Annotated in this window: 17 protein-coding genes; 13 read left to right on the top strand and 4 right to left on the bottom strand. The window is 35.0% G+C overall.

The annotated features are described in order from the left end of the window. Positions 1–160 precede the first annotated feature (160 nt). Together AC5LWL_RS16385 and AC5LWL_RS16380 are read left to right on the top strand one after the other, a co-directional pair. A complete protein-coding gene (locus tag AC5LWL_RS16385) occupies positions 161–706 on the top strand; it encodes an RNA polymerase sigma factor (RefSeq protein ID WP_493435312.1) in 546 nt (181 codons plus the stop codon). Then, the gene (locus tag AC5LWL_RS16380) at positions 699–1,988 is read left to right on the top strand and encodes a DUF4179 domain-containing protein (RefSeq protein ID WP_493435311.1); all 1,290 of its coding nucleotides are present in this window, start codon (positions 699–701) and stop codon (positions 1,986–1,988) included. Before AC5LWL_RS16385 ends, AC5LWL_RS16380 begins: the two co-directional genes overlap by 8 nt. A gap of 147 nt (positions 1,989–2,135) precedes the next feature. Here AC5LWL_RS16380 and AC5LWL_RS16375 read toward each other — a convergent pair whose 3' ends face one another. After that, positions 2,136–4,121 (bottom strand): methyl-accepting chemotaxis protein, encoded by a 1,986-nt coding sequence (locus AC5LWL_RS16375; protein WP_493435310.1) that lies wholly within the window; start codon positions 4,119–4,121, stop codon positions 2,136–2,138. 725 nt (positions 4,122–4,846) lie between these two features. Between AC5LWL_RS16375 and AC5LWL_RS16370 the strand changes: the two genes are divergently transcribed. The 3 genes from AC5LWL_RS16370 (at position 4,847) to AC5LWL_RS16360 (ending at position 9,568) form a co-directional block, all read left to right on the top strand. Further along, on the top strand, positions 4,847–6,286 hold the full coding sequence (locus tag AC5LWL_RS16370; protein ID WP_493435309.1) for an MDR family MFS transporter: 1,440 nt from the start codon (positions 4,847–4,849) through the stop codon (positions 6,284–6,286). 348 nt (positions 6,287–6,634) lie between these two features. Then, on the top strand, positions 6,635–8,224 hold the full coding sequence (locus tag AC5LWL_RS16365) for an amidohydrolase (protein ID WP_493435308.1): 1,590 nt from the start codon (positions 6,635–6,637) through the stop codon (positions 8,222–8,224). Positions 8,225–8,248: 24 nt separating this feature from the next. Then, positions 8,249–9,568 carry an aminotransferase family protein gene (locus AC5LWL_RS16360; protein WP_493435307.1) on the top strand — a complete coding sequence of 440 codons (1,320 nt, stop codon included), beginning with the start codon at positions 8,249–8,251 and terminating at the stop codon, positions 9,566–9,568. 75 nt (positions 9,569–9,643) lie between these two features. Here AC5LWL_RS16360 and AC5LWL_RS16355 read toward each other — a convergent pair whose 3' ends face one another. Beyond that, positions 9,644–9,904, bottom strand: coding sequence for a YiaA/YiaB family inner membrane protein (locus tag AC5LWL_RS16355; RefSeq protein ID WP_493435306.1), 261 nt, complete (start codon positions 9,902–9,904; stop codon positions 9,644–9,646). Between the two features lie 223 nt (positions 9,905–10,127). Here AC5LWL_RS16355 and AC5LWL_RS16350 point away from each other — a divergent pair, with 223 nt between their 5' ends. Both AC5LWL_RS16350 and AC5LWL_RS16345 read left to right on the top strand, forming a co-directional pair. Further along, on the top strand, positions 10,128–11,738 hold the full coding sequence (locus AC5LWL_RS16350) for an ATP-binding protein (protein ID WP_493435305.1): 1,611 nt from the start codon (positions 10,128–10,130) through the stop codon (positions 11,736–11,738). Between the two features lie 789 nt (positions 11,739–12,527). After that, positions 12,528–13,892, top strand: a complete 1,365-nt coding sequence (locus tag AC5LWL_RS16345) for an MFS transporter (RefSeq protein WP_493435304.1) — start codon at positions 12,528–12,530, stop codon at positions 13,890–13,892. 1,023 nt (positions 13,893–14,915) lie between these two features. Here AC5LWL_RS16345 and AC5LWL_RS16340 read toward each other — a convergent pair. After that, a complete protein-coding gene (locus AC5LWL_RS16340) occupies positions 14,916–15,437 on the bottom strand; it encodes a hypothetical protein (protein ID WP_493435303.1) in 522 nt (173 codons plus the stop codon). After that, positions 15,434–15,907: a hypothetical protein gene (locus AC5LWL_RS16335; protein ID WP_493435302.1), complete on the bottom strand. Its 474-nt coding sequence runs from the start codon at positions 15,905–15,907 to the stop codon at positions 15,434–15,436. Before AC5LWL_RS16335 ends, AC5LWL_RS16340 begins: the two co-directional genes overlap by 4 nt. Before the next feature lie 274 nt (positions 15,908–16,181). Between AC5LWL_RS16335 and AC5LWL_RS16330 the strand changes: the two genes are divergently transcribed. From AC5LWL_RS16330 to AC5LWL_RS16305, 6 genes are all read left to right on the top strand, one after another. Continuing rightward, positions 16,182–16,523 carry a Na-translocating system protein MpsC family protein gene (locus AC5LWL_RS16330; protein WP_493435301.1) on the top strand — a complete coding sequence of 114 codons (342 nt, stop codon included), beginning with the start codon at positions 16,182–16,184 and terminating at the stop codon, positions 16,521–16,523. A 196-nt stretch (positions 16,524–16,719) separates the two neighbouring features. After that, on the top strand, positions 16,720–17,772 hold the full coding sequence (locus tag AC5LWL_RS16325) for a Rieske 2Fe-2S domain-containing protein (protein WP_493435300.1): 1,053 nt from the start codon (positions 16,720–16,722) through the stop codon (positions 17,770–17,772). A gap of 239 nt (positions 17,773–18,011) precedes the next feature. Then, positions 18,012–19,007 carry an NAD(P)/FAD-dependent oxidoreductase gene (locus AC5LWL_RS16320; RefSeq protein ID WP_493435299.1) on the top strand — a complete coding sequence of 332 codons (996 nt, stop codon included), beginning with the start codon at positions 18,012–18,014 and terminating at the stop codon, positions 19,005–19,007. A gap of 22 nt (positions 19,008–19,029) precedes the next feature. Continuing rightward, positions 19,030–19,278 carry a ferredoxin gene (locus AC5LWL_RS16315; RefSeq protein ID WP_493435298.1) on the top strand — a complete coding sequence of 83 codons (249 nt, stop codon included), beginning with the start codon at positions 19,030–19,032 and terminating at the stop codon, positions 19,276–19,278. 74 nt (positions 19,279–19,352) lie between these two features. Continuing rightward, positions 19,353–20,363: an aromatic ring-hydroxylating dioxygenase subunit alpha gene (locus tag AC5LWL_RS16310; RefSeq protein ID WP_493435297.1), complete on the top strand. Its 1,011-nt coding sequence runs from the start codon at positions 19,353–19,355 to the stop codon at positions 20,361–20,363. A gap of 172 nt (positions 20,364–20,535) precedes the next feature. After that, the gene (locus AC5LWL_RS16305) at positions 20,536–21,900 is read left to right on the top strand and encodes an NCS2 family permease (RefSeq protein ID WP_493435296.1); all 1,365 of its coding nucleotides are present in this window, start codon (positions 20,536–20,538) and stop codon (positions 21,898–21,900) included. Positions 21,901–21,914 lie beyond the last annotated feature (14 nt).

Raw genomic sequence — 21,914 nt, 5'->3', positions numbered from 1 at the left:
ATTAGATAGCTATTTACCTGGATTTCTATTAAAAGACTAGGCGGACTAGCAGGAATCAAACTATCTATATTTTCTCAGAGTTAGGGCTTCTTAAAAAATTTTTTTAAAAAAATGAACTTTTTCTTCTGCTTAATACTCTTATAGATGTGGGGGTGAGGAATTGCGAGTTACTCAGTTAGTAAAGAAAGCAAAAAAAGGCAATAAAGAAGCTTTACTGCAATTAATTATGCTGGAAAAAGAAGATTATTATAAACTTGCATACACGTATATGGGAAACAGCCACGATGCAATGGATGCAATGGAAGATATGATTGTACGCTTATATGAAAATATTCATCAGCTAAAAAAAGACAGCTCCTTTTACAGCTGGAGCAAAACGATTTTAGTAAATAGTTGTAAAGCACTACTAAAAAGACGAAAAAAGTTATTATTAGTGGAAAAAATGGATGAATACATAGAAGAGGGAGAAGTGGGTATTCATCCGAAAAATGATATAAAAGCAAAAGAACAACTACTGGATATTCATCAATTATTGGCAACATTAAATGAGCAGCAGGCAGAAGCAATAAAATTAAAATACTTTCAAGATTTGAATTATCAATCGATAGCTGATAGGACGAATGTTTCAATAGGAACGGTAAAATCTAGAATTTTTCAAGGACTGAAAAAAATGAAGAGTCAGTATGGAGGTAAACTGGATGAATAATATGGAAGAGTTATTAAAAGAAGAAAAAAAACATATTGATGCATTGGAATCTCCCCCTGAATTGGAAATGCGGCTAAGAAATGCATTGGATAAAGTGGAGAATAATTCCTCTTCTTTTCCATTTGGTTGGAAGCTAGCTGCCATCGCTATGCTGCTATTTATGTTTGTAGGATACAATTTTAATGCTTTTGCTTATTATGGGAAGAAAATAGCCGGATTTGATGAAATAACATCAGGTACATTAAAGAAGTTGAATGAAGCTGGCATGGGACAAAGAATTGAAAAAAAGGTTGCATTAGAAAATGGAACAGAATTGACCCTTAATGGGATGATGGCGGATGAAAATAGAGTGATTATTTACTACACATTATCGAATCAAAATGGTTTAAATGATAATTACAGTGATTATTTCTCCCCAACAAGACTGACTGGATTTCTAACAAAATCATCACGATACGAAGCGGGACAGGGAATAATTAATGAGGATAAGACTGAATTTAAAGGCTTAGCGGAGTTTGACTCAATAAGTCCGTTTTCAAAAAAATTAACCTTTTACTACTGGCAATATGAAAAGAATGGTCAAGCAAAAGAAGAAAAAATTTCATTCTCATATGATCCTAATAAGGCGATGAAAACTGAATTAAAACAATCTATTAAGCAAAAGGTAGCAGTCGATCAAGGTACGATAACATTTGATTCTATTGTTGCATCTCCGACTTCAACGGTCATAAAAGGGTCACTAAACGTAAAAAATTTCGATCGTCTAAATGAAGACTTAATGGGAATACAATTGATAGCTAACGGAAAATCGATTGAGATAATCGGAAGCAGTTCTCGCTCTTCTCTAAAAGGCAAAAATTTTGAGATTCAATTTGATGCCCTTCCAAAAAAAGTGCAAACATTAGAAGTAAATGTTAAACAGTTTGTAGGATATAAAAAAATAAATGAAACATTTCCTTTAAAAGCTGGGCAAGAAAAAGCCTATAAAATCGATGGAAAAAATTTATGGTTTAATAATATTACCAATACATCAAAAGGGACGGAAATTACAGTGGCAACAGATGAATCTATCGTAATGGATAAAGTATCTATCCATACACAAGAAGGAGAAGTCCCATTAAAAGCAACGCTGAATACGAGATATGTAAAACAAAAAGACGGAAAGATAGGGAAAGAGCGCACTTTATTATTTGATACAGATAAAGAAGCAGATATTCTTACGATAGGAGGAATGCATTATAAGAAACAATATAATAAAAAAATAGGTATTTCTCTTGATTAAACTTTCAAAAAAACTGCTTTCCTCAATAGGGAGAGCAGTTTTTTTTGAAAACAATTTACTAGTTTGGACAACTTAACAACCATTTATTTCTTCGGTGTGTTCTTTTGGAACAACCTCTATTAAGTTGAAAGGTATCATTTTTTCTTTTTAAAATTTAAACTGTTTCACTATATCGTGCAATTCTTCAGCCATGGATGAAAGGGTATGGGCAGATGCTGAAATTTCTTCCATAGAAGCTAATTGTTCTTCTGTTGAAGCTGCCACTTCCTCCGAGGATGCTGCATTGTTTTTGGATATATCGGAAATGGTATTTGCTGCAGCCTCTACCTCTTGAATACCTCCTGTCATTTGCTGAATCGTAAAAGAAACTGCTTCGATTTTAGGAGATATTTTCTGCATGCTGGATAAAATTTGCGAAAATTTTAAGATTGCATCATTGGAAACATGTAAACCATCCTGTACATTGTCTACAACTGATGACATTTTTTGTACGGTGTTTTCTGTATCTTGTTGAATAACTTGAATTAATTCAGCAATTTTTTTTGCAGAATCTTGAGATTGCTCTGCCAATTTCCTTACTTCATCTGCTACAATTGAGAAGCCTTTTCCTGCTTCGCCAGCTCTTGCCGCTTCAATCGCTGCATTTAGAGCCAATAGATTTGTTTGTTCAGAAATGCTTGTAATAACACCCAATATGGAGCCGATTTCCTTTGAACGTTCTGACAAGGAACGAATCATATTATTCGATTCTAATGCAGAATCATGAATTAGATTCATTTGATTAACAGTTTGTAAGACAGCTTTTTCACCATCCTCAGCCATTTTTGTTGTATCCTTTGTCAATTCGGCAACTTCTAAAGTGCTGTCTGCTATAGAAGAACTTCCTGTTGAAATTTTTTCGATGGAAGCATTATTTTTTTCTAATTCAATTGTTTGCTTTTCTGCACTGCTTGCAACATCTTGAATAGCTGCTGCTACTTGCTCTGTCGCTTCACTTGTTTGCGAAGAGCTTGCATTAAGTTCCTCAGCTGAAGCTCCTACTTGCAATGCGTGTTGTTCAATCGTTTTTAAAGTCTTTCGTAAGCTAGCCTGCATTTCTTGGAAAGATATAGCCAGACTGCCAATTTCATCATGTGCCTGAATTTCAATATTCTCCCTTAAATTGCCTTCGCTAATTGTTTTCGCTTTGCTTTGTAAATTTTTTAATCTTTTTACGATGGAACGAACAATCCAAATAATAATAATTGCTCCGATAATAAGAGCAGTTGTTATTACTAGTAAGGTGGTTTTCATAATAGGTTTTGATGCATCTTCAACTTCGGAAACCAACATTGCTCCTGCAACCTTCCAGCCAGTTTGTTCATTTGTTGAAAAGTACATTATTTTGTTTTGTCCGTTAAGATTGTAATTAAGCATGCCTGAATTAGCAGTATAAAGCTTTTGAAAGAATGGTTCATTCGCTTTGCTACCAGCTTTTTCGTTTGGGCTTACAATATAGTTTTGTTTGGAATCCAATAAAACAGCATATCCATTTTTTCCGACACTTACTTCTTCAGCTGTTGTTTCTAAGTTTTTAAGGTTAATATCGATTGCAATAACCCCAGATCCATCGTCGGTAGACTTTGTTACAGTTAAAACCATTTCATTATTACTCTCATCAATATAAGGACTTGTCACTACGACTTCTCCTTTTTTTTGTTCCGCTTCTTGATACCAAGGCCGTTGTCTAGGATCAAAATCTTCAGGAAGGTCCAGATGTGGGTAACTTAATGTTTTTCCGTTTTTTGTACCAATGTAGATTGCTTGTATTTCTGGGTGAAGATCAAAATATTGTTTGAACCTTGAAATGGTAGGAGAAGACTCGCCCTCATCACTCAGCATTTCATTGGTAATATGTGCTGCAAAATAATTGACATCATGTATTTTAGGTGAAATTGTATTATTAATATTTGAATTTAATAATTTTACATTTTCTTCTGCACTAACTAGTAAGCTATCTTTTAATTGTTTTGATGCACTATTATAAGATAGAAGGCCAACCATAATAGTAGGAATGATAAGAATGAGCGTACACACAATATACAGCTTAGTGCTTAATTGAATAGTGGATTTCTGTTTTTTAAATTTCTCCATTAATTTGACTCCTTTTGTTATATTGCTTCTAAGATGAATGCTTGTATTTTATATAAATGATAAAATTAGTATTCGTTTTAATTTCGACAGTATTGATTAAAAGTGAAGTCTTTTTCTATAATAAATTCAAAGGTTGTAGGAAGAATATTTTATTCAATAATTGATAGCGATTGCAAAATAAGATTGGACAAGAGAAGGATCAAGAGCAAAGTTTCAGGCAGACACCCATGCAAAAAAATTTGCATCAAGACCTATGAAAAGAAGCAATTTTCTTAATTTTTATAAGCAGGGAGCAGTCAGCATACACGAAGACTCCCGTGGGATTGCGAGAAAGACGAGACCCCGCAGCGCAGAGAGGAGGCTTGACGCTCGCCCACAGGAAAGCGAAGTGTATGCTGACTGCGGACTATTCGAGAGAGCCAGAGCTTTTTTTTAGAGGAGCATAAAAAATGTGAATGAAAACAACAGCTATCTGATTTTAAATGGAAATAATGAAGTAATACTAAGCCCAAAGTTAGGAAAACTTTATGAACTTTTCATAACTTTGAGCTTTTGTATAGGAAAAGAAGAAACTTATAAAATTTTCATCAGCAGAATTGTCATGCGAACTTTTGTTTGGTAAAATAAGCAGAAATGAATAGTGCTATTTTTCTTGAGTAAAAATAGCAAAACAGCTCATTAAAAAAATTGTATCAGGGAAAATGGTATCGGAGGAAAATAAAATAATGGAACAAAAAATTAACTCGAAAGCAATATTAATCACATTTATGATTGGGGCATTTTTTGCTATTTTAAATGAAACTTTACTTAATATAGCGCTCACAGAATTAATGCATGTATTTAAAGTAGATGCACCTACAGTACAGTGGTTAGCAACTGGTTTTATGCTTGTCATGGGGATATTGATGCCAGTTTCTGCATTATTGATTCAATCTTTTACAACAAGACAAATGTTTATTGGTGTTATGACCATCTTTTTAATTGGAACGATTATTGCAGGATGTGCAGTGAATTTTCCAATGCTGCTTACAGGAAGAATGATTCAAGCAGTTGGAACAGGCTTGTTAATACCTGTGATCATGAATGCCTTGTTATTATTGTATCCACCTGAAGTTCGTGGGAAAATTATGGGAACATTTGGGTTGGTTATTATGTTTGCACCAGCAATTGGTCCAACTCTATCAGGGATTATCGTCGATACTTTTGGATGGCGCTGGTTATTTTTATCTGTTATTCCATTTGTGTTGTTTTCGATGCTATTTGCTTTAAAATATCTGCAAAATGTTGGTGAAATCACGAAACCAAAAGTGGACATACTGTCTATTATCCTTTCAACGATTGGAATTGGCGGTTTAGTATATGGATTTAGCAGTGCTGGTGAAAGCAAAGACGGGTTATTATCAACGGAAATTTTAATTTTTATTTTAATAGGGGTTATAGGCCTTATCCTCTTTGTACTTCGACAATTAAAGTTAGAGGAACCGTTATTAGATGTACGTGTTTTTAAATATAAAAACTATGCATTTGGTGTAATTGTATTTGTCATCGTTATTATGGCAATGTTTGCATCTGAAATTGTGATGCCAATGTATCTTCAAGGACCTCTTGGATATTCAGCAAAAATGGCTGGATTGATTCTTTTACCCGGCGCCTTGCTGAATGGAATTTTGTCACCGGTGATGGGCATGCTGTTTGACAAGTATGGACCAAGAAAATTAATAATTCCAGGAGCTTTTGTACTGATTGGAGTAATGGTTTTCTATAGTAGAATAAATGCTTCTGTACCAATGTGGGCATTTATTCTAGTTTATATTTTATTAATGTTTTCTATTTCAGCTATTATGATGCCATCTCAGACGAATGCCTTAAATGAATTACCAAAGCATTTGTATCCGCATGGAACAGCCATTTCTAATACTCTGCAGCCTATTTCAGGAGCATTGGGCGTTTCTATTTTTGTTAGTATTTTAACTGGAAGAAGCAAGCGGTTTTTGGACGAATATGATGGTCAAAAAACACAGCAGGCAGTGAATGATGCTATGACGTATGGTGTACATCACGCATACTGGTTTGCGTTAAGTTTATGTATTATTGCTTTTATCGTTGCACTCTTTATTAAAAAGTCCATTTCTCCAGATTTTAATAAGTCTAAAGCGGATGTGTGAGTTGCGAATAATGTTTAACAGTTGTTAAAAAAGATATATTGTAAGGGAGCCGCATTTTTTTTAGGAAATGCGGCTTTATTTGTATAGAAGATATTAAAAATATAAATGTTGAAGGTTTGTTTTAGCAATCTAATAGGCTGTCTGAAAAGTGGTGCTCTCAAAATGGTCCGCCTGCTCCCTGCTTATAAACTTAAGAAAACCGTTTCTTTTTCATGTGCAATGGTGTAAATCTTTATTAACATGGATGTCTATCTATTAAAAATCAAGGATATTTACTTTTTAAAAACATATATTTTTATAATGAACCTATACCGTTTTTTGGAATGTGGAGAGAGAAGAGGTGGATGGATGGTTGCAGATATTATTTTTTATAATGGAGAAATTATAGCATTAGACGAGAAAAATAATAAATATGAAGCAGTTGCGATAAAAGATGAGCAAATTATTGCATTAGGATTTAATAAAGAGATAGTGGAATGGACAGGGAAACAAACAGAAGTGGTTAATTTAGATGGTAAAGTGGTTATTCCTGGGTTTATTGATGCCCATCAACATTTATTTACGAGTGGATTTAATTTGCTGAATATTCATTGTAATCAACCTTCTATCAAAGAAATGGTGCAAGTGGTTAGGGAAAGAGCGAGAGAGGTGGGTGCGGATGAATGGATTATCGGCTGGGGGTATGATGAGGCAAACTTAGAAGAGGGAAGGGAGCCTATTGCTTCCGACTTTCAGGAAATAAAAAATCCGCTTTTTATTACAAGGTATTGTGCTCACACAGCAGTCGTGAATGAAGTAGCATTAAAAATCGCGAATATTAAATCAACTACGGTCGTGAAAAATGGGGAAATTATAAAGAATTCAAAAGGGGAAGCAACAGGTGTATTAAAGGAAGAGGCAATACAGCTTGTTAAAGAAGTAATGCCTGCATATACAAAAAATCAGATGAAGAAAGCAATAGAGTTAGTAATGGAGCATAATCTTTCTTATGGTATTACAAGTGTGCATGAGGCGGGGCTTGGCTTTTTTTCGAATTTCTTGGATGAATTTGAAGTACTGCAGGAAATGATGGAAGAGAAGAAGCTTCCGATTCGAGTATATGCGATGATACTCGAAGATTTTTTTTATCAAGCAAAAAGACGGCAATTATCTTTTTTATCTGGTAATAACTATTTGAAAATTGGCCCAGTAAAAATGTTTGCTGATGGAACGATCAGTGGCAAAACAGCAGCCATTTCTTTGTTATATAATCATTCAATCCATAAAGGAATGCTGATGTTTTCCGATCAAGAATTAGAAGATAAAGTGATGGCAGCACATCAATTAGGATATCAGCTAGCGATACATGCGATTGGAGACCGGGCAGTAGAACAAGTAATAATGGCATATGAGAACGCATTAGAAAAATTTCCTCGCCAAGATCATCGGCATCGAATTGAACATGCAATGGTAACAAATAAAATATTACGAAAGAAAATGAAAGAGCTAGAGATCATCCCAATTTTACAGCCTACATTGGTTTACCAAGCAGGAGATGTGTACAAAGAAAATTTGCCTCATTCTTTGGTTGAACATGTATTTGCAGCAAGAAAAATGATTAATAGTGGACTCAAACCAGCAGGAAGCTCTGATTTTCCTATCACCCCATGTTCACCTTTACTTGGAATATATGCTGCTATCTGTCGAGAAACAGTAAGCGGAAATATGTTTGTTTCGGAAAACAGAATTCTTTTAGAAGAAGCGCTAAAAATGTACACCATTGATGCTGCAAGGGCTTCCTTTGATGAAGAAAAGAAAGGCTCATTAGAAATTGGAAAATTAGCGGATATGACCGTATTACCAGCCGGTTTTTTTTCATATACTCCAAAAGAAATAAAAAATACATCGATTGAAATGACGATAATTGGCGGACGTGTTCAATATCAAAAAAAAGATTAGATGTAATTCAAAGGAGGAAAAAGAATGGGAAAGCTTACAAAAGAGCAGTTAGAGGCACTTGATAAAAAACACTTTCTACATCCAACCTCTTCTGTGAAACAGCAACAAGATTATGGACCATCCATTATTTTTGAAAAAGGCCATGGCATTTATGTAAAAGATATAGAAGGAAAAAAATATATTGAAGGAATGTCCTCTTTATGGAATGTAGCAATAGGATATGGCAGAAAAGAATTGGGGAAAGCGGCAATGGAGCAAATTAATCAATTAAGCTTTAGCTCTGCTTTTTCTACCTTTAGCCATGAGCCTGCTGTCCTTCTTGCTGAAAAGCTTGCAAACATAGCACCAGGCAATCTAAATACTGTCTTTTTTACATCAGGGGGTTCTGAAGCAAATGACAGTGCATTTAAATTAGCACGTTATTATTGGATCATGCAAGGAAAACCGGAGCGGAAGATAATCATCTCAAGGCAAAAGGCATACCATGGGGTTGCTACAGGAGCGACAAGCGCAACGGGAATTCCCGAATTTCATCAAGTAACGAATTCACTTGCACCAGATTTTCTTCATGTAGAGACAGATTCTGTAGAAGCTTTAAAAAAGTTAATTGCTCAAGAAGGACCAGAAAATATCGCAGCATTTATTGCTGAACCAGTAATGGGAGCAGGTGGCATGTTTATTCCAGCAGATGACTATTTGACACAGATTCGTTCTGTCTGCAGCGAACATGATATTTTATTTATTGCAGATGAAGTGATAACAGGGTTTGGCAGAACGGGGAAAATGTTCGGCGTGGAAAATTGGGGTGTAGTTCCAGATATATTAACGTTTGCAAAAGGCATAACAAGTGGATATTTTCCACTTGGTGGTGTGCTTATTTCAGAAGATATTTTTCAAGTGTTTAAAGAAAAATCAACAGGCACATTATTTCATGGATTTACTTACAGCGGTCATCCTGTTGGCTGTCATATTGCGAGTGAGAATTTATCCATAATAGAGAAAGAAAAGTTAGTAGAAAATAGCTGTGCAATGGGCTTAGAGCTATTGAAAGGGTTTAAAAAACTGGAAGAAGACTTTAATTATGTTGGAGACAGCCGCGTAATTGGACTGTTAGGTGGATTTGAACTATACGCCAATGCCAAAAGTAAGAATCGTTTTTCAGAGAAAATGGCACCAAAAGTAGTAGCAGAAGCAGCTAAAAATGGGCTGATCTGCCGGAGTGTAACATATAACCATAGTGATACAATTGTTTTAGCCCCACCATTAATTATTAATAAAAATGAAATAAATAAAATTATTTCCATTCTAAAAGAGACAATTAAAACGGTAATCGCCGATAAATAAGCGGGGTTACCGTCAGGAGTAAAATGGAAGGGATTTGGGTAATTAAAAATGCTTAGCGCCTTCTCGGAAGTACAATTAGTCCGCTTTAGACTGATTGTATTTCCGATCTTGTTCTGCCAAAATTTCATTGTCTTCTGCATTATCTCTCGTAACTTTTTGTGTCAGAATGGCGCCAACTGCTACAAGGATCATTACAGCAATATAATATCCTTTTTCGTTCAACTCTAAATTATCCGCATTATAAAGACCAATGCAGAAAAGTGCCACTCCAGCAAAAAAAGTAAAATAGGCTAAAACAGTAAAAGCAGGTGTATTTCTACGTCTATATCTATTCATATTTTCCCCTCCGATAGAATATTAGGAAAAAAAATTTAGCTAACTCATTACTTATCATAAAAATTTGCTGCAAACGAATTTCACTATTATTTTAATAAATCAATCAAAATAGGAAATAACCTACTTTCCATCTGGTTATATTTTCTATGTTATAATGAAGGGTAAAGTTCAGTTAGAACAAAAATCAATTATAAGCATAAAAAATATTCTGGAGTATAAAGAGATGAACGGCAAAGTAATTAATTTTGAAGAATTGAAAGAAAGATGCAAAAGAAGAGGACTAGATTCTTCAGATATTGTCATATTTACCGAGAGTTTAACGGAAAATGGGTTATATCAAAAGCATATGCAATACGCTGATATTTTAGAGGTGGTTATTTATTTTTTAGATAAATTTTTAACATCATTAAAAGATATCTCCATCATTGCAAGTGTATGTGATGCGGAAGGTTATTTATTAAAAATGCAAGGCGATAAACAAAGCAAAGCGGCAGCAGCTTCTATTGGTATTGTAGAGGGGGTTCGCTTCACTGAGAAAGATTGCGGGATTAATGCAATCACATTGACGCTAGAATATAAAAAAGAAATTGAAATAGTTGGAGAACAGCACTTCCATCGGTATCTTCATTCTATAGCTTGCTATAGTGTTCCAATTATGGATTGGAAGGAAGAGAAAGTGCTTGGAACAATCTCAATTATGATGGATAAAAAAGATGCGAATCCTTTAATCCTTACATTACTTTCTACAGTCAATCAATCGATAGAAAGAGAGATAGCTTTAATCAAAGAAAATCATCATTTAAATCGATTAAATCAATTGATTATGGATACAACCAGAAATGGGATTTTGATATCGGATCAGGACGGGAAGCTAATTGGATTTAACCCTTATGCTGAGTTTGTAACAAAGATAAAGAAAGAAAACATTTTAGGTTTAAATATCAATGAATTGGAGTATTTTGGAGCATACCTTCAGAATGTTTTGTTGAATAAACAGCCTTATACCGATATAGAAATTTCTTTCCATCGCAGAGAAGATAAACAAGATCTTGTTTTTCTTTTAGATTGCTTTCCTATTTTTGAAGAGAATGGCTTATTGGCAGGAGCATTTGCTCAATTCAGGGATTTTACCGAGCGCAAACGGACCGAACAGCTGTTGTTAAATTCAGAGAAATTGACAGCAGTCGGGCAAATGGCAGCAAGTGTTGCCCATGAAATACGTAATCCACTCACTACTATTAGAGGATTCATTCAATATTTGAAAAATGATATTAAGGATAAATCTCATTTTGAGTTAATAATGTCCGAATTAGACCGCATTAACTTTATTGTAGGAGAATTTCTAATTTTATCTAAACCTCATGTTTTAAACTGTGAGTATATGAATATTCAGCAAATTTTAGATGAAACTATTTCATTGTTTAAGGCAAGTGCAAATATGAATAATATTGTGATAAAAAAAGAATTTTGCCAGAAGGAAATGGTCAATTATTGTGATGCAAATCAATTAAAGCAAGTGTTTATGAATTTATTAAAAAACAGTATGGAAGCGACTCCGTTTGGCGGTGTCATAACAGTACGCACCTTTTTGGATAACGATAGGAATGTAGTTATTCAAATTGAAGATGATGGAAGAGGAATGGAACCTGTTCAAATTAAAAAACTAGGAACTCCCTTCTATACGACAAAAAACAGTGGTACAGGTCTAGGGTTCATGGTGGTAAAAAAAATAATCAATTATCATAAAGGGAAACTTCATATCCAAAGTGAAAAAAATAAGGGAACAACGGTGAGCATTACCCTACCGAAAGAAAACGCAGAACCAAAAAAATAGTAAAACTTCTAAGAAATAATTGTTTTAAGGCAACCTCATTCTTATGCGAGGATGCCTCTATTTAATTATAGAGTTGTTAGTTGTTTTTGTAAGACATTCCAACTTAAAGCCGCGAAGGAGGGGAATTCTATCATTAAATTTTTCTTATATAATAAAAAACTAGCTAAACAATCATTTTTTAGCAAGACATTCATACAACCAAATTTGCACCACGGCACATGAAAAAAAGTAGATTGCTTAAGTTTTACAAGCAGAGAGCAGTCAGAATACACGAAGACTCCTATGGGAATTGCGGGATAGGCGAGACCCCGCAGTGCATGAAGGAGGCTCGGCGCCCGCCCCATGGAAAGCGAAGTGAATTCTGACTGCGGACTCATCGAGAGTGTACGGAACCTTTTTTTCAGGGAAGCCAGACAAAAATTAAACGGAATAAAAGTTTAAAAGAAAAAATAGCAAACACAATATTAATCATGAAATAGAAATGGCAACGAAAGTACTCTCTGCTTTCATACATTTGCTGTTTCTTTTTTTAATCAATCTTTCCCTCAGATAGACTAGACAAAAAAAGAAGTGAATGATAAACTCAAAACTCAAAACTGTTTGATTTTGTAGTTATATGTAGAAAAACATAATTAGTGATACCGAAAACCCTATTAAAAGTACAAAAATTGCTCTTCTGCTACCAGACCTAAACCGAAAACACTCGGTTAATAGGCTACAGAAGTATTGAAACTACATATAAAATTTTTACTAAGTTGATTATTTGATGAAATCAGGGGGAAGGTTTTTATGGGGAAAAACAAAAAGACAAAGAAAGAGAATATATATCAAGGGGGATTTTCAAACGTAGCAAATCGATTGGATCGTTTGCCTATTTCAAAGGTTCATTATCGAGTGTTAATGGCACTGGGGATTGTTTACTTTTTTGATTTAGCTGATTTATTTACACTAAGTAATGTGGCACCAGCTTTAATTGACCATTGGGGAGTGAATTTAAAAACTATTTCTCATATCACTGCCATTTCCTTTCTTGGTATGTTTTTAGGTGCATCACTTGGTGGCAGATTGGCTGACAGGGTAGGAAGAAAAAAAGCTTTATCCTGGTTCGTATTATTATTTTCTTTGTCATCAATCTTGAACGCTTTTGCATGGGATATTCCATCACTAATGTTTTTTCGATTCTTCACAGGTGTAGGTGTTGCTGCAGCTATGATTGTGACAAATAGTTATTTGGCGGAATTTTTTCCATCCAATGTGCGAGGAAAGTATATTTCCTTTTGTGCAATGATCGGTCTAATTGGCATTCCAATCACGAATATTGTTTCTGCATATGTGATTCCTTTAGGAGAATGGGGATGGAGACTTGTCTTTATTTGGGGCGGAGTTGGAGTGATCTATTTCCTTTTTATAAAAGGGGTCGAGGAATCTCCTCGATGGCATGAAATGCGTGGAGAATACAAAATTGCCGATGAGATAATGACAAGAATAGAAAAAAAGGTCGAAAAGGAAAAAGGAATATTGTCTATTCCGGAAGTGGGACAACCAATTCAATCGATAAAAAAAGGCAATTACTCCGATTTATTTAAAGGGAAAAATTTAAAAATAACCATTGTTCTTTCTTCCGTTTGGATCTTAGAAACGTTTGGATTTTATGGATTTGCTTCATGGGTACCAAGTTTATTAAAAAGTCATGGAGTAACCATGGAAAAAACACTTTGGTATAATGTGCTACATTCAATCGGGGCTCCTTTAGGCGCACTTATCGGATCGATGATTTCTGAAAAATTCCAAAGAAAATCGATATTAGCAGTCAGTGCATTTTTAACTGCTGGTGCGGGCCTATTATATGGAATGACATTTCTTCCATTAATGATTATTATTTTTGGGTTTATTGTAAATATTACCGAGCGGGTATTTACTTCTAACTTATATGCCTATACTTCAGAACCATACCCAACCAATTTACGGTCGTCAGGAAGTGGCCTAGCATATGGACTTGGTCGTTTTTCTAATATTTTTGGATCATTGCTTGTAGGTTTTATAGCAATAAACCTAGGCTACGTAAGTGTATTTCTATTTATCGGAGGCTGTTGGCTGGCTTGTGGGTTATTGCTAATGTTCTTCGGTCCAAAAACAAATTCACAGCAATTATAAAATTAAAATAGGAGGCAGCAATCGATTTCTGAGAAATATTGCTGTAAAAAAAAATGATATATATTTTTAGTAAAGCTCGTAAAATATATTAAGTATTCCAGCCGAAAATAAACCCGAACCATGATACGAAGAGATAAAAAATATTTCGTATCATGGTTTGGGTTTTTTATTCATGTAAAAAAAAGAAGGTTTGTAATAATCACCCGCAACCTGCATACACTTCGCTTTCCGTGGGGCTCGGCTTCCTCCCAGTGGAAAACGAGTGTTTGTAGCGCATGGAACAACCTAGTTTTTATACTTAACTACTCAAACTTCGCACCATCAAAATTCGTTTGCAAGTCTTGATATTACTCGGTTTAACAATAAAATGGGAGGCTTGTTTTTTATTGTGGGGGTTGCTTTCCACTACGGGTTGCTTCGCTTTCCGCGGGGCTATGCTTGAGCCTCCTCGGCAAGCCTTGCGGGGTCTTTAGCCTTCCCACATTTCCCGCAGGAGTCTTCGCACCCTCCGTTACAAGCAACCTGTTTTAGAATAAGTTCTTGCCTTCGAATTTCATTGCAAGGTATTATTGCTAAACCATAGTAGCGTTGATTTTTTATGTTATTCTTCAACGTTGTTCTCCCAAAATGTGCAGCTTTTAGTCTATTCTATCAGATGGATGTTTTCACCAGTTCAACGACAGCAACTAATGGATCAAAACGGCTTGATTGGAGTGGAAGGTGCGAGACTCCTGTGGGATTAGCGGGTTAGATGAGACCCCGCAGGCTTGCGCCGAGGAGGCTCATCGCACGCCCCACGGAAAGCGAGCATCCTGAAACGAGAATCTTGCCCCTATTTATAAGGAATAATGTTTACAAGATTAATCAATCATCCTTTCTCATTGCTCTAAACCAAGTTATAGCAATATATGAAGAAGAATTTATAACCGCGAAGTTTGAGTTAACTAGATTAAAAAACATAAATAACCAGTATAAGGAAGTAACCATTTACGTGCTAAATTAGAGCATGTTCGTCTTTACCTATTATTTATTTACATATGTCTCACAACCAGCAGTCTGGTTTTTTTTTCTCACTAATTCATAATACAAAGCAGTGATCGTTTGTATACTTAAAAATACGGTAAATGAGAGGTAGCCTTTATAGCCATTTTGATAAAAAATGACATCCATTTTGGTTGATACCCAATCCATCAGTAATCCTAATAAGCTCCAAACTAAAACAAAAATAAGAAAAGAAATGCTTTTTTTGTTAATCTTTAATTTTTCATAAATATAAACAAATAAATAGCTGACTGGCGGGAACACCAAATAGTAAAGAAAATCAAATAATTCATAATGGTTAGAGTCATTCACTTTATAATAATCCATTAATCCGCCGCCAATGGTAAAGTCAAAAAGAGTAGTAGCAGCGAGTCCCCATACTAAAAATAAAGTACTGATATTCCATGGCAATATTTTAGGCAAAAGAATAACAGCTCCATAGCCAATCAGCAATAGGGTTAATAAATAAATTTCATTTTTATCGAAATGTTCATACATAATCATAATGGTTTCACCACATTTTTTTGTATTTTTTTGTATATTTTATAGACAGCTATGGCAAGCAAATGTAGAATACCAAAATAGACAGCATCAGAATAGTAATTCCATTTTGTATAATTTATTACCTTTGCATAGTTTGCAAACCAGGTTAAACAGATCAAGAGAGAAACGGAAATGAAAATTGAAAGAATTTTTTTTCCTGTTGTTCGACTTTTGACATAAAAATGCAGTCCAATTAATACAATCATTGGAATAATAATACTCCGTTTTAATAAATATCCAGAATAATCTAATGCTTTTTTTGAGATAGTCATTAATTTCATCTCTTCAGCGACAATCCATGAGAAATTGACGCTAATAATAAATAAAAGAAGAAAAATGATGGTATTTTCAATAAGTCCAATTTTGTTTTTTAATGTGAGAAAAAATAAAATAACAAGCCAAGTAAGGAAAAAAAGTCCGACAAATCCCATAAAAACCTCCAATAATTATAAAATGTTCAACTGTGTAGCACTGCGCTTTTCTTATAGTATTTTCTATATTCAAAAGAATATGTCCAAAAAAAAAAAGAAAGCGAGAAATAAAGCAATAGATATGCTTCAAAAAAGGATTTATTGACAACCTATGTAGGAGAAATGAATGTTAATATTCGAAAAATTGAAAAATGTTGTCAGATTATCTGACAAAACAGTAGACGGGTTTCTCCTGTGCTAGTAGTATAAATACAACGAAACAAGGTGAATTAAAGTGAATCGAAATTTTAAAAAACAATTAGCAGCAATTTTTAATGAAACAAATCAAGATATTTTTAATACAGGTGTTCATAATCAAAAAATTGAAATAGTTGGAAATAAGGTACTGATTATGGCAAGCACAAAAAGGATGCCTGCTCTGGATGCTTTAGGGGATCAATATGCTGGATTGGTTTTATCCATGGATGCTGCCGTATCAGTGAAGTATAAACAACTATTAAAAGAGAAGATAGAACACGAACTTGATTTGAAGATTACTTCTTTATTTAGGGATTATGAACCCGATATAGGAAGTTCCTGTACTGTTATTTGTTTTGAAAAGTTAATAGTGGAGTAATAGCAGCTGCAGTGAACTCGTTATAACGTTTTCTCTGCCGCTGGTTAGAAATAAACAAATGGATGCTTAATTTCTGTTTACAGAAAGGAAGAGCCGTGGAAATTGGAGTTGAGTTTCAAATGAACTCTTCTATTTTCACGGCTCTTTTTGTTCATCCTTATCCAAAAAAGTTTTCAAATAGAAAGGGAGTTTTAATATGACTGAAAATACTACCGTACAAAATAACCGCAATACAGCACCATATCCCCGTGATTGCACATTTAGTAAAGAGGATTGGGCAGTTTTAAGTAAATATTACTATCCAGTTGCACAAAGTTCAGAAGTAACGGAAAAACCATTATCAGTGAAGTTGCTTGATGTCAACTTAGTTGTTTATCGTACAAAAAGTACCATTGTTGTTGCGAGAGACTTATGTGTGCACCGTGGGGTTCCTTTAAGCATGGGCTGGGTAGAAGATGAAGAAATTGTTTGTCCATATCACGGATTTCGTTATGCGACAACAGGTGAATGTACATCGATACCTGCACATCCCGATGCAAAAATTAACCCTCGATTATGTATGGCTGTATTTCCAGTTGTCGAAAAATTCGGATTAGTATGGACATCGTTAACAGGGGAAGAGGACAATATTCCAAAGTTTGAAGCGTGGGACGATGAAAACTTCCAGCAAATTGTCTGTCCTAACTTTGATATTAATGGGTCTGCCGGACGTCAAATGGAAGGATTCCTTGATGTAGCTCACTTTGCTTGGGTGCATACAAGTACATTTGGTGATCGGAACAACCCAATTGTTCCAAAATATGCAGTAGAAACGACAGATTACGGTCTTCAAGCTAGATATATAAGTGCTGTAAGCAACTATCCAAAAGGTGTGCAAGATAAAGCACCGAAAGATTTTGAATGGCTTCGAGTATTTGATGTATATCCACCTTTTACAGCAACCTTAAAAGTTTATTTCCCAGATGATGGTGAATTATGGATTATGAATGCTGCTTGTCCTATTTCAGCAAGAGAAACTCGTTTGTTTGTTCCAATTGCGAGAAACTTTGATAAAGATGGATCAATTGAAGACGTATATAAATTTAATTTAGAAGTATTTATCGAGGATAGAGAGATGGTAGAAAATCAGAAGCCAGAAGATTTACCGCTTGATCTTCAAATGGAAGCACATATCATGGCAGATAAAACATCCATTGGTTATCGTAAAACGCTGAAAAAGCTTGGACTGGGAGATGTTTATACAAGTTAAGGGAGACAATCCACGCAATAAAATTTGCATCATGCATGTGAAAAGAAGCAGATTCTACTATTTTCAGCAAGAAGCAGCCGGAATACACGAAGAATCCTATTGGGTTAGCGGGACAGCCGAGAAGCAAAGCTCGGCTCCCGCCCCATGGAAAGTGAACTATACACCAGCTGCGGACTCATTGAGAGAGCCAAAGTCTCTTTTCAGAGTAGAAAAAAGGAAAAATAAAAGGAGTTTACACAATGAAAAAAGACACGAATATTTATGACATTACGATTATTGGGGGAGGACCAGTTGGTCTTTTTGCTTCCTTTTACGGAGGAATGCGGAAATCATCTGTGAAAATTATTGAAAGTTTACCTCAGCTTGGAGGCCAGCTTTCTACTTTATACCCCGAAAAATATATTTATGATATTGCTGGGTTTCCGAAAATTCGTGCACAAGAATTAATTAATGGGTTAAAAGAGCAAATGGCTCAATTTGATCAAACGATTTGTTTGGAGCAAGTAGCACAAAAAATGGAAGTGCAAGCAGATGGAATTCTAAAGCTTACAACGGATAAAGAAGAGCATTTAACAAAAACAATCATCATTACAGCTGGAAATGGGGCATTCCAGCCAAGAAAGATAGAGCTTGAAGGAGCAGAAAAATATGAAAAAGAAAACCTTCATTATTTTATAGATGATTTAGAGAAATTTCGCGACAAAACAGTAATGGTATGCGGAGGAGGAGACTCTGCTGTTGATTGGTCGCTAATGTTAGAGCCAATTGCAAAAGAAGTCATTCTTGTACATCGAAGAGATAAATTCCGTGCACATGAACATAGTGTGGAACAATTGAATGCTTCAAAGGTTACAGTTAAAACACCATATGTACCGGTAGAATTTATTGGAAATGAAAGTAGCATAAACTCAGTAGTTTTAGAAAAAGTGAAAGAAAACACGAAAGAAGTTATTGAAGTAGATGATGTGATTGTAAACTTTGGATTTGTTTCATCCCTTGGAGCAATTAAAGATTGGGGATTAGAAATGGAGAAAAACTCACTTGTTGTCAATTCTAGAATGGAAACGAATATTCCTGGAGTGTATGCAGCAGGAGATGTTTGTACATTCGATGGAAAGGTTAAATTGATTGCAACCGGTTTTGGTGAAGCACCAACAGCTGTTAATAATGCTAAATCTTATTTAGATCCAAAGGCAAGAGTCCAACCACAGCATAGTACATCTATATTTGCATAATTATGTAAGGGGAGGTATAAAGATGAGTACATTTACAATAGTAGATAAAGAAACTTGTATTGCATGCGGGGCGTGCGGGGCAGCTGCTCCAGAAATATTTGATTATGATGACGAAGGACTGGCTGAAGCATTTAATGATAATAATACAGGCACTGTGGAAATAGAAGAAGATTTTATTGATGATGTAATTGATGCACAAGAAGGGTGCCCGACAGATTCTATAAAAGTAGCGGAAGAATGCTTTGATGGTGATCCATCAAAATATGAATAATCTCTTAGATAAAAAAGTAATCGTATTAAATAGATTATTGAACAAAACACCAAACAAGTGATGGAGGGAAAGAGATGTTTAAAGATCCAGTATTAGCTAGTAATTGGCAGCCAGTTGCTTATTCACATGAATTAACGGAAAAACCAATGCCAGTTGTACTTTTAGAGGAGCGCATTGTTCTTTTTCGAACAAGTAAAGGGATTAATGTTTTTAAAGATTTATGCATACATCGCGGTGCTGCATTATCATTAGGCAAAGTAGAAAATGATTGTATTGTCTGTCCTTATCATGGATGGGAATATAAAACGGATGGAAAATGTGTGAAAATACCACAACAGCCTGCAAGCAGAGCGATTCCATTAAAGGCAAAAGCAGAGGTATATCAAGCGACAGAGAAATACGGATTAATTTGGGTGAAATTACTTAATGATGAGTCTGATAGTGAAGATGCGCTTGTTGAATACAGCGAATTTTCTGACTCTTCATTTAGAACTGTGTTTGCCAACCCACATACCTTTAATGCTGCTGCACCTCGAGTAGTGGAAAACTTTTTAGATGTCAGTCATTTAGCATTTGTTCATGAGGGGAGTCTTGGTGATTCGAACCATGCTGAAATACCAGATTACAAAGTTCACTGGAAAGAAAATCGATATGTCTCTGATGAAATCCCTGTGTATGCAGATGCTGATGGGACAGGAAATTATACGACCCTTCATTATACATTTGAGATTTTAGCGCCAACTGTTGCTCGGTTAAAAAAGGTTAATTATGAAAACGGAGAAATTTTTGCCATGTTATTTACGGTTCTTCCCCAAGAGGAAAGAAAATCAACCGTATTTGCTTTAGTATCCAGAAACTATGCTTTTGATACACCAGATCAATATTTTACTGATTTTCAACAGCTTATTATTGAACAAGATACAGCTATTGTAGAAAGTCAAAAACCTGAGGAATTGCCGTTGGATTTACAAGCAGAGCTTCATCTAATTCCCGATCGTGTCAGCATTGCTTATAGAACATGGCTTGGGAAAATCGGAGTAACATTCGGCAGTGAGGAAAAAAAGAAAAAAGAAGCAGCTTACTAAAAGAATCGTTCGTTCATTCAGCGCCCACCGGCTAAAGTAATCGACTGTGATTATTGGGCGCTGATGCTTTTATCAGTGTATGAAAAACATAGATCCTTAACGTGTTTCTAATAGAGAAGAAAAAAGGAATAGAAGCAGTATAAGGAAAAGAATTAAAACATGGGAGGAACACATGTCTTTACATAAAAAATTGGAGAAACAACAAACAGAAACCAATTCTTCTCTAAACTGGTTGGATCAATTTTTTCTTTTAAGCAAGCGTAACTCTAATGTGAAAACGGAAATTCTTGCTGGTATTACAACTTTTATGACGATGAGTTATATTATTTTTGTGAACCCATCCATTTTATCAGATGCAGGAATTCCAAAAGAAGCAGCAATTGCAGCTACAATTTTTACAAGTGTCTTCGCAACGATTCTGATGGCATTGTGGGCTAATATGCCAATTGCAGTAGCACCTGGAATGGGACTCAATGCTTTTTTTGCTTATACCGTTGTTTTGGGGCAAGGTTTAACTTGGCAAACAGGATTAGGTGCTGTATTCATTTCTGGAATGGTATTTTTTATTCTTACCTTAACTGGTTTGCGCAAAAAAATTATTGAAGGGATTCCTTCCGTTTTAAAAAGTGCAATTGCGGTCGGGATAGGGTTATTTATCGCATTTATTGGTTTTAAACAAGCAGGCATTATTGTCAGTAATGACGCTACTTTTGTTGCCCTTGGACAAATTACAAAACCTGAACCTTTACTTGCTTTAATAGGTTTTATTATTGCAGCAGTTCTAACTGCACGAAAGATTAAAGGTGCAGCAATTATTAGCATCTTGTTTGTTTCGATTCTAGGGATGATATGGGGAATTGTTGAAGTTCCGAAAAATGTTAACAGTATTGTTTCGTTTTCGCTTCCAAGTTTGTCTGAAACATTTTTACAAATGGATATTAAAGCTGCTCTTCAATATGGTCTTTTTTCGATTATTTTCTCCTTCACATTAGTTGAATTATTTGATAATTTAGGATCTATGGTTGGATTATCTAAGAAAGCCGGATTAATGAATGCCAAAGGTGAAATTGAAGGGTTGGATAAAGCGCTTATGGCAGATTCTATCGCTACGATGGCAAGCGCAACTATGGGATCTACAGCAATGAATGCATATGTTGAAAATGCTACAGGCATCGCTGAAGGAGGAAAAACAGGACTCAAGGCGCTTGTAGTCGCATTTCTGTTTTTGCTTAGTATTTTGTTTACCCCATTAATAAGTATTATACCCGCATTTGCAACAGCTCCCATTTTAATCATGGTAGGAGCGTTTATGATGGAAGAAATCAAGAATATTTCATTTGCTGATTTTACGGATGCTGTGCCTGCTTTTCTGACAATTATTCTAATGCCTTTAACCTTTAGTATTGGAGAAGGTCTGGCATTTGGTTTCCTATCGTATACTTTTATCAAATTATTTACAGGGAAAGCGAAAGAGATACACTGGATTATGTATATTATTAGTGCAGCTTTTATTGTTAATTTTATCTTTAAGATTTAATTACTTAACAAAAG

The sequence above is a fragment of the Niallia sp. WK069_GA_01 genome (assembly GCF_983173855.1).
This window is presented reverse-complemented; position numbering and strand designations above follow the sequence as displayed.

What these genes read in the sequence shown, in the direction of transcription:
- AC5LWL_RS16380 (WP_493435311.1), top strand. Translation starts at nt 699, where the DNA reads ATGAATAATATGGAAGAGTTATTAAAAGAAGAAAAAAAACATATTGAT.
- AC5LWL_RS16375 (WP_493435310.1), bottom strand. Translation starts at nt 4,121, where the DNA reads ATGGAGAAATTTAAAAAACAGAAATCCACTATTCAATTAAGCACTAAG.
- AC5LWL_RS16370 (WP_493435309.1), top strand. Translation starts at nt 4,847, where the DNA reads ATGGAACAAAAAATTAACTCGAAAGCAATATTAATCACATTTATGATT.
- AC5LWL_RS16365 (WP_493435308.1), top strand. Translation starts at nt 6,635, where the DNA reads ATGGTTGCAGATATTATTTTTTATAATGGAGAAATTATAGCATTAGAC.
- AC5LWL_RS16360 (WP_493435307.1), top strand. Translation starts at nt 8,249, where the DNA reads ATGGGAAAGCTTACAAAAGAGCAGTTAGAGGCACTTGATAAAAAACAC.
- AC5LWL_RS16355 (WP_493435306.1), bottom strand. Translation starts at nt 9,904, where the DNA reads ATGAATAGATATAGACGTAGAAATACACCTGCTTTTACTGTTTTAGCC.
- AC5LWL_RS16350 (WP_493435305.1), top strand. Translation starts at nt 10,128, where the DNA reads ATGAACGGCAAAGTAATTAATTTTGAAGAATTGAAAGAAAGATGCAAA.
- AC5LWL_RS16345 (WP_493435304.1), top strand. Translation starts at nt 12,528, where the DNA reads ATGGGGAAAAACAAAAAGACAAAGAAAGAGAATATATATCAAGGGGGA.
- AC5LWL_RS16340 (WP_493435303.1), bottom strand. Translation starts at nt 15,437, where the DNA reads ATGATTATGTATGAACATTTCGATAAAAATGAAATTTATTTATTAACC.
- AC5LWL_RS16335 (WP_493435302.1), bottom strand. Translation starts at nt 15,907, where the DNA reads ATGGGATTTGTCGGACTTTTTTTCCTTACTTGGCTTGTTATTTTATTT.
- AC5LWL_RS16325 (WP_493435300.1), top strand. Translation starts at nt 16,720, where the DNA reads ATGACTGAAAATACTACCGTACAAAATAACCGCAATACAGCACCATAT.
- AC5LWL_RS16320 (WP_493435299.1), top strand. Translation starts at nt 18,012, where the DNA reads ATGAAAAAAGACACGAATATTTATGACATTACGATTATTGGGGGAGGA.
- AC5LWL_RS16315 (WP_493435298.1), top strand. Translation starts at nt 19,030, where the DNA reads ATGAGTACATTTACAATAGTAGATAAAGAAACTTGTATTGCATGCGGG.
- AC5LWL_RS16310 (WP_493435297.1), top strand. Translation starts at nt 19,353, where the DNA reads ATGTTTAAAGATCCAGTATTAGCTAGTAATTGGCAGCCAGTTGCTTAT.
- AC5LWL_RS16305 (WP_493435296.1), top strand. Translation starts at nt 20,536, where the DNA reads ATGTCTTTACATAAAAAATTGGAGAAACAACAAACAGAAACCAATTCT.